We start from the raw sequence: 13,550 nt of genomic DNA, 5'->3' as shown, positions 1-13,550 counted from the left end.
CTTAAACCGCAGCTGCGCCTGAAACGATCTCAGAAAGTTCTTGTGTAATCGCCGCTTGACGCGCTTTGTTATACACAAGTTCTAAGTCATCAATAATGTCACCAGCGTTATCTGTTGCTGATTTCATTGCAATCATTCGAGCCGCTTGCTCACAAGCAAGGTTCTCAACCACACCTTGGTACACTTGAGATTCGACATAGCGAACCAATAGTGCATCTAGTAGTGGTTTTGGCTCGGGCTCATAAATGTAGTCCCAAGAATGACTGCGTTTCATTTCTTCGCTGTCTGATTTAGGCAAAGGAAGTAATTGATCGATCGTTGGTTCTTGAACCATAGTGTTTTCAAACTTGTTGAACACTACGAACAGGCGATCTAATTCGCCTTCATCATATTTCTTCAGCATAACGCTTACAGAGCCAATCAAGTCTTCAAGGCTTGGACGATCGCCCAGACCAGAAACTTGAGCTGCTACTTTCGCGCCGCTGTTGTTGAAAAATGCTGTCGCTTTTGAACCTACAATTGCAAGTTCAACGTCAGCACCTTTCTCAGACCAATCTTTCATGTCGTTCATGGCTTTTTTGAACAAGTTAATGTTCAAACCACCACAAAGACCACGGTCTGTAGAAACGATGATGTAACCAACACGTTTGGCTTCACGTTCCTCAAGATAAGGATGCTTATACTCGAGGCTACCATTAGCCAAATGACCGATCACTTTACGCATTGTTTCTGCATATGGACGAGTAGCTTCCATTGCGTCTTGAGAACGACGCATTTTTGAAGCTGCTACCATTTCCATTGCTTTCGTAATCTTCTGTGTGCTTTTAACACTACCGATTTTATTACGTATCTCTTTTGCGCCGGCCATCGTTACTCTCCGTTAATGGTATGAGGTGGCCCTAAGACCACCTACCAATTACCAGGTCTGGGTTGCCTTGAAATCGTCAACAAGCTTCTTCAGCTCAGCTTCGATTTCTTTATTGAAAGCACCCGTTGTGTCGATCTGTGTTGCTAGATCGGCATATTGACCACGAGCAAACGACAGTAAAGCAGCTTCAAAGTCTAGAACTTTAGAAAGTTCAACGTCTTGAAGGTATCCACGCTCTGCAGCGAAGATTACTAGAGCTTGGTCAAATACAGACATAGGAGCGTATTGCTTCTGCTTCATCAGTTCTGTAACTTTTTGACCGTGGTCTAGCTGCTTCTTAGTCGCTTCATCAAGATCCGAAGAGAACTGAGCAAATGCTGCAAGTTCACGGTATTGAGCTAGAGCAGTACGGATACCGCCAGATAGCTTCTTGATGATTTTAGTCTGCGCCGAACCACCTACACGAGAAACTGAGATACCAGGGTCAACAGCTGGACGTACGCCCGCGTTGAATAGCTCAGTTTGTAGGAAGATCTGACCATCAGTAATCGAGATTACGTTCGTTGGTACGAATGCAGATACGTCACCAGCTTGCGTTTCGATGATAGGTAGAGCAGTTAAAGAACCAGTCTTGCCTGTCACTTCACCGTTAGTGAATTTTTCTACGTATGCTTCGCTTACACGAGCAGCACGCTCTAGTAGACGAGAGTGAAGGTAGAAAACATCACCTGGGAACGCTTCACGACCTGGTGGACGCTTAAGTAGTAGCGAGATTTGACGGTAAGCTACAGCTTGCTTAGATAGATCATCATAAACAATCAGTGCATCTTCACCGCGATCACGGAAGTATTCGCCCATCGCACAACCAGCATACGGTGCAAGGTATTGCAGCGCTGCAGATTCAGAAGCAGATGCAACAACAACAACAGTGTTTGCTAGTGCGCCGTGCTCTTCTAGTTTGCGAACTACGTTAGCAATAGTCGACGCTTTTTGGCCGATAGCTACGTAGATAGAGAAAATACCAGAATCTTTTTGGTTAATAATCGCATCGATCGCCATTGCTGTTTTACCAGTTTGACGGTCACCGATTACTAGTTCACGTTGACCACGACCGATAGGGATCATTGAGTCAACAGACTTGTAACCAGTTTGAACAGGTTGATCTACCGATTTACGGTCGATTACACCTGGTGCGATAATTTCTACAGGCGAAGTCAATTTAGCTTCGATTGGACCTTTACCATCAATTGGCTCACCTAGCGTGTTTACAACACGACCAAGCATTTCAGGACCTACTGGTACTTCTAGAATACGACCAGTACCTGTAACTTTCATGCCTTCCTGTAGGTCAGCATACGGGCCCATTACAACAGCACCAACCGAATCACGGTTCAAGTTTAGTGCTAGAGCGTAACGGCCACCCGGTAGTTCGATCATTTCACCTTGCATCACGTCCGCTAGGCCGTGGATGCTAAGGATGCCATCGCTTACAGAAACGATAGTACCTTCATTGCGAGCTTCACTAACAACGTCGAAAGATTCAATACGTTGTTTAATTAGATCGCTAATTTCAGTGGAATTAAGTTGCATGCTCCAATCCCCATTAAGACTGCAATGCATCGCTCAGGCGGTCTAGACGACTGCGCGCTGAGTTATCGATGACTAGGTCTCCGGCTCGAATAATAACTCCACTAAGTAGAGTCTCATCTATACTGCAATTCAGCTGAACTTTGCGCGCTAAGCGCTGTTCCAATTTGCTGCTGATCTCTGCGCGTTGTTCTTCAGAAAGTTCAACCGCTGAAGTTACTTCAACGTCGATCTCTTTCTCATACTCTTTTTTGAGTATAAAGAACTCTTTACAAACATCAGGAAAAGCCATTAAGCGGCCATTCTCTGCCATCACTTTAATTAAGTTCTGACCGAATTCATCAAATTGTTCGCCACAAATTACAATGAATACTTCAGCTAATTTTTCAGCAGTCATAGAACCGCTTAATAAATTATGAACATCATCATTTTGTGCCACTTCGGCAGCAAAAGTAAGCATCTGACCCCATTGGTCTAGCTCACCTTTATCTACCGCAAAGTCAAACGCTGCTTTAGCATAGGGGCGTGCGATTGTAGTCAAATCAGACATATACAGCCCCTTGCTTTAAAGTTTTGCAGTAATGTTGTTAAGAAGATCATCGTGTACATCTTTATCGATTGTACGCTCAAGGATTTTCTCAGCACCAGCTATAGCCAGAGTTGCGACTTGTTTGCGCAGGTCATCACGGGCACGTGTACGCTCTGCTTCAATTTCTGCTTCAGCTTGCGCTAAGATTTTCTGGCGTTCTGCCTGAGCTTCTTCGCGTGCTTCATCAATAATTTGAGCTTTACGTTTGTTTGCCTGATCAATAACCTCAGTTGCAGTGCGCTTTGCTTCTTTCATTTGCTCAGAAGCGTTGGCTTGTGCCAGGTTCAAGTCTTTAGCAGCGCGTTCAGCGGCTACTAGACCGTCAGCAATTTTTTTCTGACGTTCTTCAATTGCTTGCATGATTGGTGGCCATACATATTTCATGCAGAACCAAACAAACAATGAAAAAGCAATTGCTTGACCTAACAGAGTTGCGTTCATATTCACAACAGCTACCCCTCGTTAAGAATCAACTACAAAAATTTAATTAACTATTGAGAGTTAATTAGCCTGCTAGTTGACCAACAAATGGGTTAGCAAACGTGAATAGTAGTGCGATTACGATACCGATCATTGGAACAGCATCCAGTAGACCAGCGATGATGAACATCTTAACTTGTAGCATTGGAGCCATTTCAGGTTGACGCGCAGCGCCTTCTAGGAATTTACCACCAAGAATAGCAAAACCAATTGCAGTACCTACGGCACAAAGACCAACAATAATAGCAACAGCGATTGCTGAAAAACTTAGTACAGTTTCCATTTACGTTCTCCGATTAACATTAATAGTTAGAATAAAGCTTAAAAATTTTTTTAGTGATCACTATCTTCATGAGCCATTGATAAGTAAACGATTGTCAACATCATGAAAACAAACGCTTGAATCAAAATAACCAAGATATGGAAGATAGCCCAAGGTAGTGCACCTACCCATTGTAAGTACCACGGTAGCATTGCCGCGATAAGAATAAACACCACCTCACCCGCAAACATATTACCAAATAAACGCATACCTAGAGATAGTGGCTTCGCTAATAACGAAATTACCTCAAGTACCAAGTTAAATGGAATCATGATTGGGTGATTAAATGGATGCAGTGCCAATTCTTTAGCAAATCCGCCTAGACCTTTCACTTTGATGCTGTAGTAGATCATCAGAGCAAAAACACCTAAAGCCATTGCCATTGTTATATTTACATCAGCTGTAGGAACCACTTTCAAGTAAGGGATACCTAGCCAATGCTCTGCAGGATATGGTAAGAAATCGATAGGCACTAAGTCCATCAAGTTCATAATGATAATCCAGCAGAATATAGTCAGTGCTAGTGGGGCAATCAGAGGGTTGCGGCCATGGAAAGTTTCTTTAACGTTGTCACCAACGAATTCCACTACCATTTCAACAAAACACTGAAGCTTACCAGGTACACCTACTGTTGCTTTCTTAGCGACTGAGCGAAAAACCCAAAGGAATAACATCCCTGTCAACACCGAAAAAAACAGACTGTCTATATGTACGTTCCAGAAACTTGTCTCCTCTACAAGACCAAACTTAGCTAAAGAAAGGTTTTGTAAGTGGTGCTCAATGTATCCGGATGCTGTTGGCGCAGCCATAACTCATCCTATTTTTTATTGTTAATGAAAAGCACTGGCGCAAAGATATTAATACCTAGAACCAGTAAATAGGTCAGTTTGAGGGGAACTAATTCCACCTGCATATACATGTAGACAATAGAGAATAGTAGAACTGTGATAAGGATTTTTAGCGCTTCGCCTGCATAGAACGACGCCGCAACTAACTTAGTTGCGCGAGCTCCACTAAATAGGAAAGCACACACACAAAAAACTGCATTTGCGATGACAAAAATACCGCCACCGATTAATGCAGCAAAACCCCAATCAGGATTAACAGCTAAACCTAACCCTATCGCCACTAATATAACCGCGCTAAGCTCGATCAATAACATTTGCTTTGCAAGCACTCGTCCTGGTCTTGCTAACGCCGCTACCATGTATTCGTTCCTCTTTTAAGCCTTCTTTACTACTCGCTTAAAAGCGTGCTGAGAAATTGGCGAAAATTATACGTTCAGCCAAATTGATTGCAATAACAATGCAGCAATCATTTACATTTTTGCATACAAACCTACAACTTTTGTACGAAATTACTTGTTTATTACATAATTGACCTAAATCAATTATCTCATTTAGTACTCTAGTTTAGCAATAAGTTGCTCTAATTTGTGAGGCTCATCAAGAGTAATTATCACTTTTGACTTACCGCTAACAGAACGAGTAACTGAAACGTTTGCTTGCAATTTTTCCGTGAGTCTTCGTGAAAGTTCGATAGCTTCTGTGTCTTCAGGCTTCGATTCACCTTCAACGTCTGGTTTTAAGCACTTTTTGACAAGTTGCTCAGTTTGACGCACGGTCATTTTTTTGGTTGCCGCAGTGTTTGCTGCTTCAACCTGTGTATCACCTTCAAGCGCAAGCAGTGCTCGAGCATGCCCCATTTCCAGTTGTTTATTGGAAACTAAACCTTTTACTTCATTTTCGAGCTGATTTAGACGTAATAAGTTACTCACCGTTGCTCTCGATTTACCGATAACATCAGCGACTTGTTGGTGTGTCAGCTCAAATTCGTTCTGTAGGCGCTCTAGCGCTTGTGCTTCTTCGATAACATTCAGGTCTTCACGCTGAATATTCTCAATCAATGCCATCGCGATAGCGGCCTTGTCTTCAACTCTCTTGATCAGGCATGGCACTTGTTTAAGGCCAGCTTGACGAGCCGCTCTCCAACGACGTTCACCAGCAATAATCTCGAACTGGTCATGCGCCAATGGGCGAACTACGATCGGTTGGATAATACCTTGAGATTGAATTGATGCAGCCAGCTCTTCTAGCGCTTCAGGCGCAATATCCTTACGCGGTTGATATACACCAGGCTTCAAGCAACCAACAGCCAGTTCGATAAGCTCACCATCAGCCGACAACGCCTGACTATGAGAAGCAACTTGCTGTTTTTCACGAGCCAATGAGCTAGTTGCAAGCAATGCATCTAGCCCTTTTCCTAAACCACGCTTAGACATTGAGCGAATTCCTTTGGTTGGACCTATACTGGGACTTCTTCACGACGCAACATTTCGCCTGCAAGAGCAAGATAAGCCTTAGCTCCTGCGGAATATTTGTCGTAGTACATTGCTGGCTTGCCGTGACTCGGAGCTTCTGCCAGACGCACATTTCTAGGGATCACAGTTCGGTAGACTTTGCTACCAAAGTGTTTTTTGAGTTGATCAGATACTTCGTTCGATAAGCGGTTGCGAGGATCGTACATAGTACGCAGAAGACCTTCGATCTTCAGGTTCTCATTTACAACAGCCGCTAGCTTACTGATGGTATCCATCAATGCAGTCAAACCTTCCAAAGCAAAGTATTCACATTGCATAGGAACCAATACGGAGTCGGCCGCAGCCATCGCGTTAATTGTAAGAAGGTTTAATGAGGGCGGGCAATCAATAAAGATGAAATCATAGTTATTGCGAATGGATTCGAGTGCGTTTTTTAAACGAACTTCACGAGCAAACACTTCCATCAGCTTGATTTCTGCCGCAGTAACATCGCCGTTCGCAGCGATGAGGTCATAATTGCCAGATGTACTCCGGCAAACCACCTCATCAAATGGGGTGTCTTCAACCAACAAATCGTAAGCAGTTGCTTCAACTTGATACTTGTCGACACCGCTCGCCATAGTGGCATTACCTTGAGGATCGAGGTCAACAACCAATATCTTGCGTTTTGTTGCCGCCATTGATGCTGCTAAATTAATGCAAGTTGTTGTTTTTCCTACGCCACCCTTCTGGTTGGCAATTGCTACGATTCTACCCACTATGGCCTCGCTGATTATCCCTGACGCGATAAAGTAACTAGATGACGCTCTCCATCAAGCTCTGGCACTTGCAAAGCTTTAATGTCTGTCACTGAACACCATTCAGGTAACAGGTCGATTTCGTCTCTAGGATGTTGTCCCTTAAGAGCCAAAAATACACCGGATTGCTCTTTAGGTAAATGGTGACACCACTCTACCATGTCTGTCATTGATGCAAATGCACGACTGAGCACTGCATCAAACTTTTCTTCTGGTTGAAATTCTTCAACGCGACTTTGAACCGGTACCACGTTGTCGATACCCAGCTCATGAATCACCTGTTTGATAAAACGAATACGCTTACCTAGGCTGTCTAGCAAGTAAAACTCGCAGTCTGGATTCATGATTGAGAGCGGAATCCCAGGAAGACCAGGTCCCGTGCCCACATCGATAAAGCGCTTACCTTGTAAGTGAGTGCTAACAATGATGCTATCTAAGATATGTTTCACCATCATTTCTTGCGGGTCACGAACTGACGTTAGGTTGTAAGCCTTGTTCCACTTGTTCAGTAACTCAACGTAGCCAACCAACTGACCACGTTGTTTTTCAGATACTTCAAGTTCAGTCTGGCCAATCAGGTGATCCAGTTTTTCGCGTAATACGCTCATTATGCTTCCTCACCTTTTTTCAACAGGCCATGTTTTTTCAAGTAAACCAACAGAATTGAGATTGCTGCAGGTGTGATGCCTGAAATTCGCGAAGCAATACCAATTGAATCAGGCTTAGCTGTCGTTAGTTTAAGAACCACTTCGTTAGAAAGTCCTTTTACCTTGCTGTAATCGATATCAGCAGGCAGTTTGGTGTTTTCATGACGCAGTGATTTTTCAATTTCGTCTTGTTGACGCTGAATGTAACCATCGTACTTCACTTGGATCTCAACTTGCTCAGACGCTTGTTGATCTTCCAGTGCAGGACCAAAACGATCCAATGCGGTTAGCTGTGAATAAGTCATTTCAGGGCGACGAAGAAGATCTTCACCGCTCGCTTCACGAGACATTGGTGTTTTCAGAATTTGGTTCAGTTGATCAATATCTTCAGATTTTGGATTAATCCAAGTCTCTTTCAGACGTTGACGCTCCTTCTCCATGTTTTCCATCTTCTCGTTGAAACGAGCCCAACGAGCGTCATCAACAAGGCCAAGTTCACGCGACTTTTCAGTCAAACGGATATCGGCGTTGTCTTCACGAAGCAGCAAACGGTATTCCGCGCGAGATGTAAACATGCGGTAAGGTTCTTTGGTACCCATGGTAGACAGGTCGTCGATAAGCACGCCCATGTAAGCTTGGTCACGACGCGGACTCCAGCCTTCTTTGCCTTGAGTAAACAAACTTGCATTCAGACCGGCCATCAAGCCTTGTGCAGCCGCTTCTTCATAGCCAGTGGTACCGTTGATTTGACCGGCAAAGAATAGACCTTTGATAAACTTAGTTTCGTAAGTCAGCTTAAGGTCGCGAGGATCAAAGAAATCGTACTCAATCGCATAGCCAGGGCGAACGATGTGAGCATTTTCAAAGCCCTTCATCGAACGAACAATTTGAACCTGTACATCAAACGGCAGACTGGTAGAGATACCATTCGGGTATAGCTCGTGAGTCGTTAGACCTTCAGGCTCAATAAAAATTTGGTGACTGTTCTTGTCAGCAAAACGCATTACTTTGTCTTCAATCGAAGGACAGTAACGAGGGCCAATGCCTTCAATCACACCCGCGTACATAGGGCTGCGATCAAGGTTGGCACGAATTACGTCATGCGTATTTTCATTGGTATGCGTGATGTAGCATGGAATTTGACGAGGTTGTTGAGCTCGGCTACCCATGAACGAGAAAACAGGCGTCGGGTTATCGCCGTGCTGAACCTCAAGCTCAGAAAAATCAACGCTACGCGCATCGATACGAGGAGGAGTACCTGTTTTCAGGCGATCAACTCGGAATGGAAGATCACGAAGACGGTCAGCCAGTGCGATCGATGGTGGATCGCCAGCACGGCCGCCTGACGAACTTTCCATACCAATATGGATCTTGCCGCCTAGGAATGTGCCCACAGTCAGAACCACAGCGCTTGCGCGGAATTTAAGGCCCATCTGCGTTACCACACCGACCACTTGATCCTGCTCAACGATCAAGTCATCAACCGACTGTTGGAACAAAGTCAGGTTTGGCGTGTTTTCAAGAACGTTGCGAACAAAGGCTTTGTACAGTGCGCGGTCAGCTTGTGCTCGAGTAGCACGAACCGCAGGGCCTTTTGATGCGTTCAATGTTCTGAACTGAATACCTGCATGATCAATAGCTTGCGCCATTAATCCACCCATTGCATCGACCTCTTTTACCAAGTGGCCCTTACCGATCCCGCCAATGGCTGGGTTACAAGACATTTGTCCTAGTGTATCGATATTATGAGTAAGTAATAACGTACTTTGACCAGTACGTGCAGATGCGAGTGCGGCTTCCGTTCCTGCATGGCCACCACCAACAACGATGACGTCAAATTTTTCGTGATAAAGCATGAACCGACCTCAGGTATTCAAACGTTTTCTAGATTGATAAAAAGGAGCGATATTCTACCTGTTTTCATAGCCTGAGAAAACGTTTTTGGGATTTTTCGAAAAAGCTGTTTTTAATTAATATAGATAAGATCTTTAAGGAGATCTTTTATTAGATCTATTATTAGGATCGAGGGTGTCTGTGGATAAGTCGAAAATGATCAACGAGATCATGGATCTTTTTTGGATCAAATGATGTGATCTAACTTTGATCAGGATGAGGATTAGCTGGGATCAAAATGGCTACTTATTCACAGGAGGAAATTAGCCTAAAACTTGTTATTTGGATAACTATAGGTTAATCACCGTATATGTATAATCTTATCCACAGCAGAAATTGAAAATAGATCGCTAATTTTCGATGTTTTTGAAAAAAAGTTATTCACAATCGCGATGTTCAGAGACAAAAAAAGCGGCATAAGCCGCTTTTTAAGAGAGGAGAGAGGTTAAAACTGGTCGCTATGATCGTTAAACCAAGCTTCTGCTGCGTCTTCTGGTACCGGAGTTTCCAATACATCGATGGTAAAACAGTCAGAAATAGGCTGAGCACCGAGCTCTTTCATCTGGCTGTGGATTGATTTTCCCGCCAAACAGAAGGTATCGTAACTCGAATCACCAAGTGCCACGACAGCAAAGCGAACCGGGCTTAAATCTGGAGATTGCTGGGTCAATGCGTCGATAAACGGCTTAATATTATCTGGAAATTCACCCGCACCATGAGTTGAAGTAACCAGCAACCAAAAGCCTTGTTGGGGAATATCATCGAATTCAGGCTGATTATGAAGGGTGATCTCGTGGCCTTGCTCTTCAAGAAGATCATTAAGGTGATCGCCAACGTACTCTGCACCACCTAAGGTGCTGCCTGTAATAATGTGGATCATTAAGCTGTCCTTACTAAAGAAAAAGGCCAGCATGAGCCGGCCTTTAAAGGTTATTTACCAATACAGAAAGAGGTGAAGATACGGCCGAGTAGGTCATCTGAACTGAACTCACCAGTAATCTCGTTAAGGTGTTGCTGCGTTATACGCAGTTCTTCTGCCAAGATTTCCCCTGCCATATAGCCTTCGAGCTGTTGCTGGCCAATATCTAGATGTTCAGATGCGCGTTCTAGAGCATCTAAGTGGCGACGACGTGCCATGAAGCCACCTTCATTACCACCAGCAAAGCCCATGCAATCTTTTAAATGATTACGCAGCGCATCAACGCCTTGTCCCGTCTTTGCTGATAGTCGAATCAGAGTTGGATCATTAACATGGCAAATCCCGAGATCTTCACCGGTTTGATCGGCTTTGTTACGAATCACGGTCATTCCGATGTTATTCGGCAGACGATCAACGAAATCTGGCCAGATATCTTTCGGGTCGGTTGCATCGGTAGTGGTGCCATCGACCATAAATAAAACGCGATCGGCTTGAGCAATTTCTTCCCAAGCGCGTTCAATACCGATTTTTTCGACTTCATCCGAGGCTTCACGCAGGCCTGCGGTATCAATAATGTGCAGTGGCATACCATCAATATGGATATGTTCACGAAGTACATCACGGGTTGTACCGGCAATATCAGTCACAATCGCGGAGTCTTTACCCGATAATGCATTCAGTAAGCTCGACTTACCTGCATTAGGACGGCCTGCAATCACCACCTTCATGCCTTCACGCATGATGGCACCTTGATTGGCCTCTTGGCGAACCGCTTCGAGGTTGTCGATGATAGCTTGTAAGTCAGCACTTACTTTACCGTCAGCAAGGAAATCAATCTCTTCTTCTGGGAAGTCGATAGCGGCTTCAACATAGATGCGTAAGTGAATCAGAGAGTCCACCAGCGTATTAATGCGTTTCGAGAACTCACCTTGCAACGATTGCAGAGCTGATTTCGCCGCTTCTTCTGAACTGGCATCAATGAGGTCAGCAATCGCTTCTGCTTGGGTTAAATCCATCTTGTCGTTCAAGAACGCACGCTCCGAGAACTCACCTGGGCGTGCTGCGCGTAGCCCTGGAATCGCGAGGATTCGCTTGATGAGCATATCCATTACCACAGGACCACCGTGGCCTTGTAGCTCTAATACGTCTTCACCGGTAAACGAGTACGGGTTAGGAAAGTAAAGCGCGATGCCTTGGTCTAGCTCTAAACCATCGTGAGATTTAAAAGGGGTGTACTCAGCGTAACGTGGTTTCAGTACTTTGCCGGTAACTTCAAGCGCAACTTGGGCTGCTTGTGGGCCTGAAACGCGAATAATACCGACGCCGCCACGGCCGGGTGCAGTCGCTTGAGCAACAATCGTATCTGTAGTCATAGTTGTGCCTGCTAGCATGTGAAAGCCAAAAAGGGGCGCTCACGATTAATCAATTAGCTGAATTGTAATCAGCTAAAAACAAAAAGGCGACCTTTTGGTCGCCTTTCTTTATCTCTTTCTATTATCGAACTTACTTAGAATGTAAGCCTTTCTTTTCCAGCGCGCGGTAGATAAGCGTTTGCTGAATCAGAGTTACGATGTTCGATACTAGCCAGTATAGAACCAGACCTGAAGGGAAGAACAGGAAGAAGAATGTGAACATAACCGGCATAAAGGTCATGATCTTCTGCTGCATTGGATCCGTTACAGTTGTCGGGCTCATCTTCTGGATTAGGAACATTGAAGCACCCATCAGAAGTGGCAAGATGTAGTATGGGTCTTGTGCTGAAAGGTCAGTAATCCAACCGAAGAACGGTGAGTGACGCAGTTCAACAGACTCCATTAGTGCCCAATATAGCGAAATGAAGATAGGCATTTGCAGAAGGATAGGTAAACAGCCACCTAGTGGGTTTACTTTCTCTTTCTTGTAAAGCTCCATCATTTCTTGGCTCATGCGTTGACGGTCGTCGCCAATACGCTCACGCATTGCAGTCAGCTTAGGCTGAAGCATACGCATTTTCGCCATAGACGTGTACTGAGCTTTCGTTAGTGGGTACATAGCACCACGAACGATGAAAGTTAGACAGATGATTGCCAGACCCCAGTTCACAACGATGCCTTGAATGAACGAAAGCAGAGTATGAAGTGGTTTAGCAATGAACCATAACCAACCGTAGTCAACTACTAGGTCTAGGTTTGGTGCAACAGCAGCCATTTGGTCTTGAAGTTTAGGACCAACCCAAAGCGTTGCTTTGAAGTTTGCTTCGTCGCCAGTAGCGATGGTTTTGTTCGGCATGCGAACACCGATGTCGCCAAGGTTACCAATTACACGAGTGTAAAGGTTGCTGCCTGCTTCGTCGCGTGGGATCCATGCACTTGCAAAGTAGTGCTGAATCATCGCTGCCCAACCTTGACCGTTTGCTAGGTTAAGAGACAGGTTGCGATCTTGCATGTCGTCGAAGCTGTATTTTTTGTAACGCGTATCTTCCGTAGAGTAAGCACCACCACGGTAAGTTGGCATTGTTAGGCTACCACCGTCATCCATAACGTTTTGACGTAGGTGAGCGTACATGCCGAATGTTGCGTTATTGCCAGAGTTGTTGATTACATCGTATTCAACGTCAATCGCGTAGCTGCCGCGCTTAAGGATGAATGTTTTAGTGTAATCAAGGCCGTTCGCTTGGTAAGTCATTGGGATGCGTAGTTCATCTTGACCTTCAGCCAGCGTAAAGCTGTCTGCTGAAACCGTGTAGCTAGGGCGGTTAGTGCTGCTTAAATCGATACCTTGAGGACCCACTAGACCGCTTTGAGCGATAAATTGGTGACCTGGTTCGTTTTTAAGAAGAACAAAAGTGTCTTCAGAATCGAACTCTGCAGAGTAATCGTTTAGGTTTGCTTTAACGACATCACCACCAACCGTATCAATTGACAGAGTCAGTACATCAGTTGTTACTGTGATAGTTTTAGCAGAAGAAGCAACTTGACCAGGAGCCGGGTCTAGATCATCTGCATAAGATGGCGCTGGTAGGGTGCTGCCAGATTGTGCCTGCTCAACCGCTTGTGGTGCTGGATTCTGAGCTACGTTCCATTGTTGGAACAGTAGGAAAGAAACCAAAGCCAATGCGATTAACAGGATATTACGTTGAGAATCCATCG

General features: G+C 44.7%; 14 protein-coding genes. All 14 read right to left on the bottom strand.

The window, feature by feature from the left end; genetic code table 11:
- Position 1: 1 nt before the first annotated feature.
- The 14 genes from atpG to yidC all read right to left on the bottom strand — a co-directional run bounded on the left by atpG (position 2) and on the right by yidC (position 13,548).
- Positions 2–868, bottom strand: coding sequence for a F0F1 ATP synthase subunit gamma (gene atpG, locus MSG35_RS22865; RefSeq protein WP_016794171.1), 867 nt, complete (start codon positions 866–868; stop codon positions 2–4).
- Between the two features lie 48 nt (positions 869–916).
- Positions 917–2,458: a F0F1 ATP synthase subunit alpha gene (atpA, locus tag MSG35_RS22860; protein ID WP_010433235.1), complete on the bottom strand. Its 1,542-nt coding sequence runs from the start codon at positions 2,456–2,458 to the stop codon at positions 917–919.
- Positions 2,459–2,471: 13 nt separating this feature from the next.
- Positions 2,472–3,005, bottom strand: coding sequence for a F0F1 ATP synthase subunit delta (atpH, locus tag MSG35_RS22855; protein ID WP_009848122.1), 534 nt, complete (start codon positions 3,003–3,005; stop codon positions 2,472–2,474).
- Positions 3,006–3,020: 15 nt separating this feature from the next.
- On the bottom strand, positions 3,021–3,491 hold the full coding sequence (atpF, locus tag MSG35_RS22850) for a F0F1 ATP synthase subunit B (protein ID WP_010433231.1): 471 nt from the start codon (positions 3,489–3,491) through the stop codon (positions 3,021–3,023).
- 58 nt (positions 3,492–3,549) lie between these two features.
- Positions 3,550–3,807 (bottom strand): F0F1 ATP synthase subunit C, encoded by a 258-nt coding sequence (gene atpE / locus MSG35_RS22845; RefSeq protein ID WP_004411110.1) that lies wholly within the window; start codon positions 3,805–3,807, stop codon positions 3,550–3,552.
- Positions 3,808–3,857: 50 nt separating this feature from the next.
- Positions 3,858–4,655, bottom strand: coding sequence for a F0F1 ATP synthase subunit A (gene atpB, locus MSG35_RS22840; protein ID WP_009848124.1), 798 nt, complete (start codon positions 4,653–4,655; stop codon positions 3,858–3,860).
- Positions 4,656–4,663: 8 nt separating this feature from the next.
- The gene (locus MSG35_RS22835; protein ID WP_017058798.1) at positions 4,664–5,053 is read right to left on the bottom strand and encodes a F0F1 ATP synthase subunit I; all 390 of its coding nucleotides are present in this window, start codon (positions 5,051–5,053) and stop codon (positions 4,664–4,666) included.
- Between the two features lie 192 nt (positions 5,054–5,245).
- Positions 5,246–6,127, bottom strand: coding sequence for a ParB/RepB/Spo0J family partition protein (locus MSG35_RS22830; RefSeq protein WP_248385046.1), 882 nt, complete (start codon positions 6,125–6,127; stop codon positions 5,246–5,248).
- Positions 6,128–6,150: 23 nt separating this feature from the next.
- Positions 6,151–6,924, bottom strand: a complete 774-nt coding sequence (locus MSG35_RS22825) for a ParA family protein (RefSeq protein WP_019825554.1) — start codon at positions 6,922–6,924, stop codon at positions 6,151–6,153.
- A gap of 14 nt (positions 6,925–6,938) precedes the next feature.
- Positions 6,939–7,571, bottom strand: a complete 633-nt coding sequence (gene rsmG, locus MSG35_RS22820; protein WP_017107525.1) for a 16S rRNA (guanine(527)-N(7))-methyltransferase RsmG — start codon at positions 7,569–7,571, stop codon at positions 6,939–6,941.
- Entirely contained in the window at positions 7,571–9,466 is a 1,896-nt protein-coding gene (gene mnmG, locus MSG35_RS22815) for a tRNA uridine-5-carboxymethylaminomethyl(34) synthesis enzyme MnmG (RefSeq protein ID WP_017058802.1), read from the bottom strand. Before mnmG ends, rsmG begins: the two co-directional genes overlap by 1 nt.
- Before the next feature lie 482 nt (positions 9,467–9,948).
- The gene (gene mioC / locus MSG35_RS22810; RefSeq protein WP_050633561.1) at positions 9,949–10,383 is read right to left on the bottom strand and encodes an FMN-binding protein MioC; all 435 of its coding nucleotides are present in this window, start codon (positions 10,381–10,383) and stop codon (positions 9,949–9,951) included.
- Positions 10,384–10,433: 50 nt separating this feature from the next.
- A complete protein-coding gene (mnmE, locus tag MSG35_RS22805; protein WP_248385045.1) occupies positions 10,434–11,795 on the bottom strand; it encodes a tRNA uridine-5-carboxymethylaminomethyl(34) synthesis GTPase MnmE in 1,362 nt (453 codons plus the stop codon).
- Positions 11,796–11,925: 130 nt separating this feature from the next.
- Entirely contained in the window at positions 11,926–13,548 is a 1,623-nt protein-coding gene (gene yidC / locus MSG35_RS22800) for a membrane protein insertase YidC (protein WP_248385044.1), read from the bottom strand.
- Positions 13,549–13,550: the final 2 nt, after the last annotated feature.

This window comes from Vibrio sp. 1CM23M (assembly GCF_023161755.1).
GTDB classification, from domain to species: Bacteria; Pseudomonadota; Gammaproteobacteria; order Enterobacterales; family Vibrionaceae; genus Vibrio; species Vibrio coralliirubri.
This window is presented reverse-complemented; position numbering and strand designations above follow the sequence as displayed.

Excerpts from the sequence above, each read along its gene's own strand:
- atpG (WP_016794171.1), bottom strand. The coding sequence starts at position 868 with ATGGCCGGCGCAAAAGAGATACGTAATAAAATCGGTAGTGTTAAAAGC.
- atpA (WP_010433235.1), bottom strand. The coding sequence starts at position 2,458 with ATGCAACTTAATTCCACTGAAATTAGCGATCTAATTAAACAACGTATT.
- atpH (WP_009848122.1), bottom strand. The coding sequence starts at position 3,005 with ATGTCTGATTTGACTACAATCGCACGCCCCTATGCTAAAGCAGCGTTT.
- atpE (WP_004411110.1), bottom strand. The coding sequence starts at position 3,807 with ATGGAAACTGTACTAAGTTTTTCAGCAATCGCTGTTGCTATTATTGTT.
- atpB (WP_009848124.1), bottom strand. The coding sequence starts at position 4,655 with ATGGCTGCGCCAACAGCATCCGGATACATTGAGCACCACTTACAAAAC.
- MSG35_RS22835 (WP_017058798.1), bottom strand. The coding sequence starts at position 5,053 with ATGGTAGCGGCGTTAGCAAGACCAGGACGAGTGCTTGCAAAGCAAATG.
- MSG35_RS22830 (WP_248385046.1), bottom strand. The coding sequence starts at position 6,127 with ATGTCTAAGCGTGGTTTAGGAAAAGGGCTAGATGCATTGCTTGCAACT.
- rsmG (WP_017107525.1), bottom strand. The coding sequence starts at position 7,571 with ATGAGCGTATTACGCGAAAAACTGGATCACCTGATTGGCCAGACTGAA.
- mnmG (WP_017058802.1), bottom strand. The coding sequence starts at position 9,466 with ATGCTTTATCACGAAAAATTTGACGTCATCGTTGTTGGTGGTGGCCAT.
- mioC (WP_050633561.1), bottom strand. The coding sequence starts at position 10,383 with ATGATCCACATTATTACAGGCAGCACCTTAGGTGGTGCAGAGTACGTT.
- mnmE (WP_248385045.1), bottom strand. The coding sequence starts at position 11,795 with ATGACTACAGATACGATTGTTGCTCAAGCGACTGCACCCGGCCGTGGC.
- yidC (WP_248385044.1), bottom strand. The coding sequence starts at position 13,548 with ATGGATTCTCAACGTAATATCCTGTTAATCGCATTGGCTTTGGTTTCT.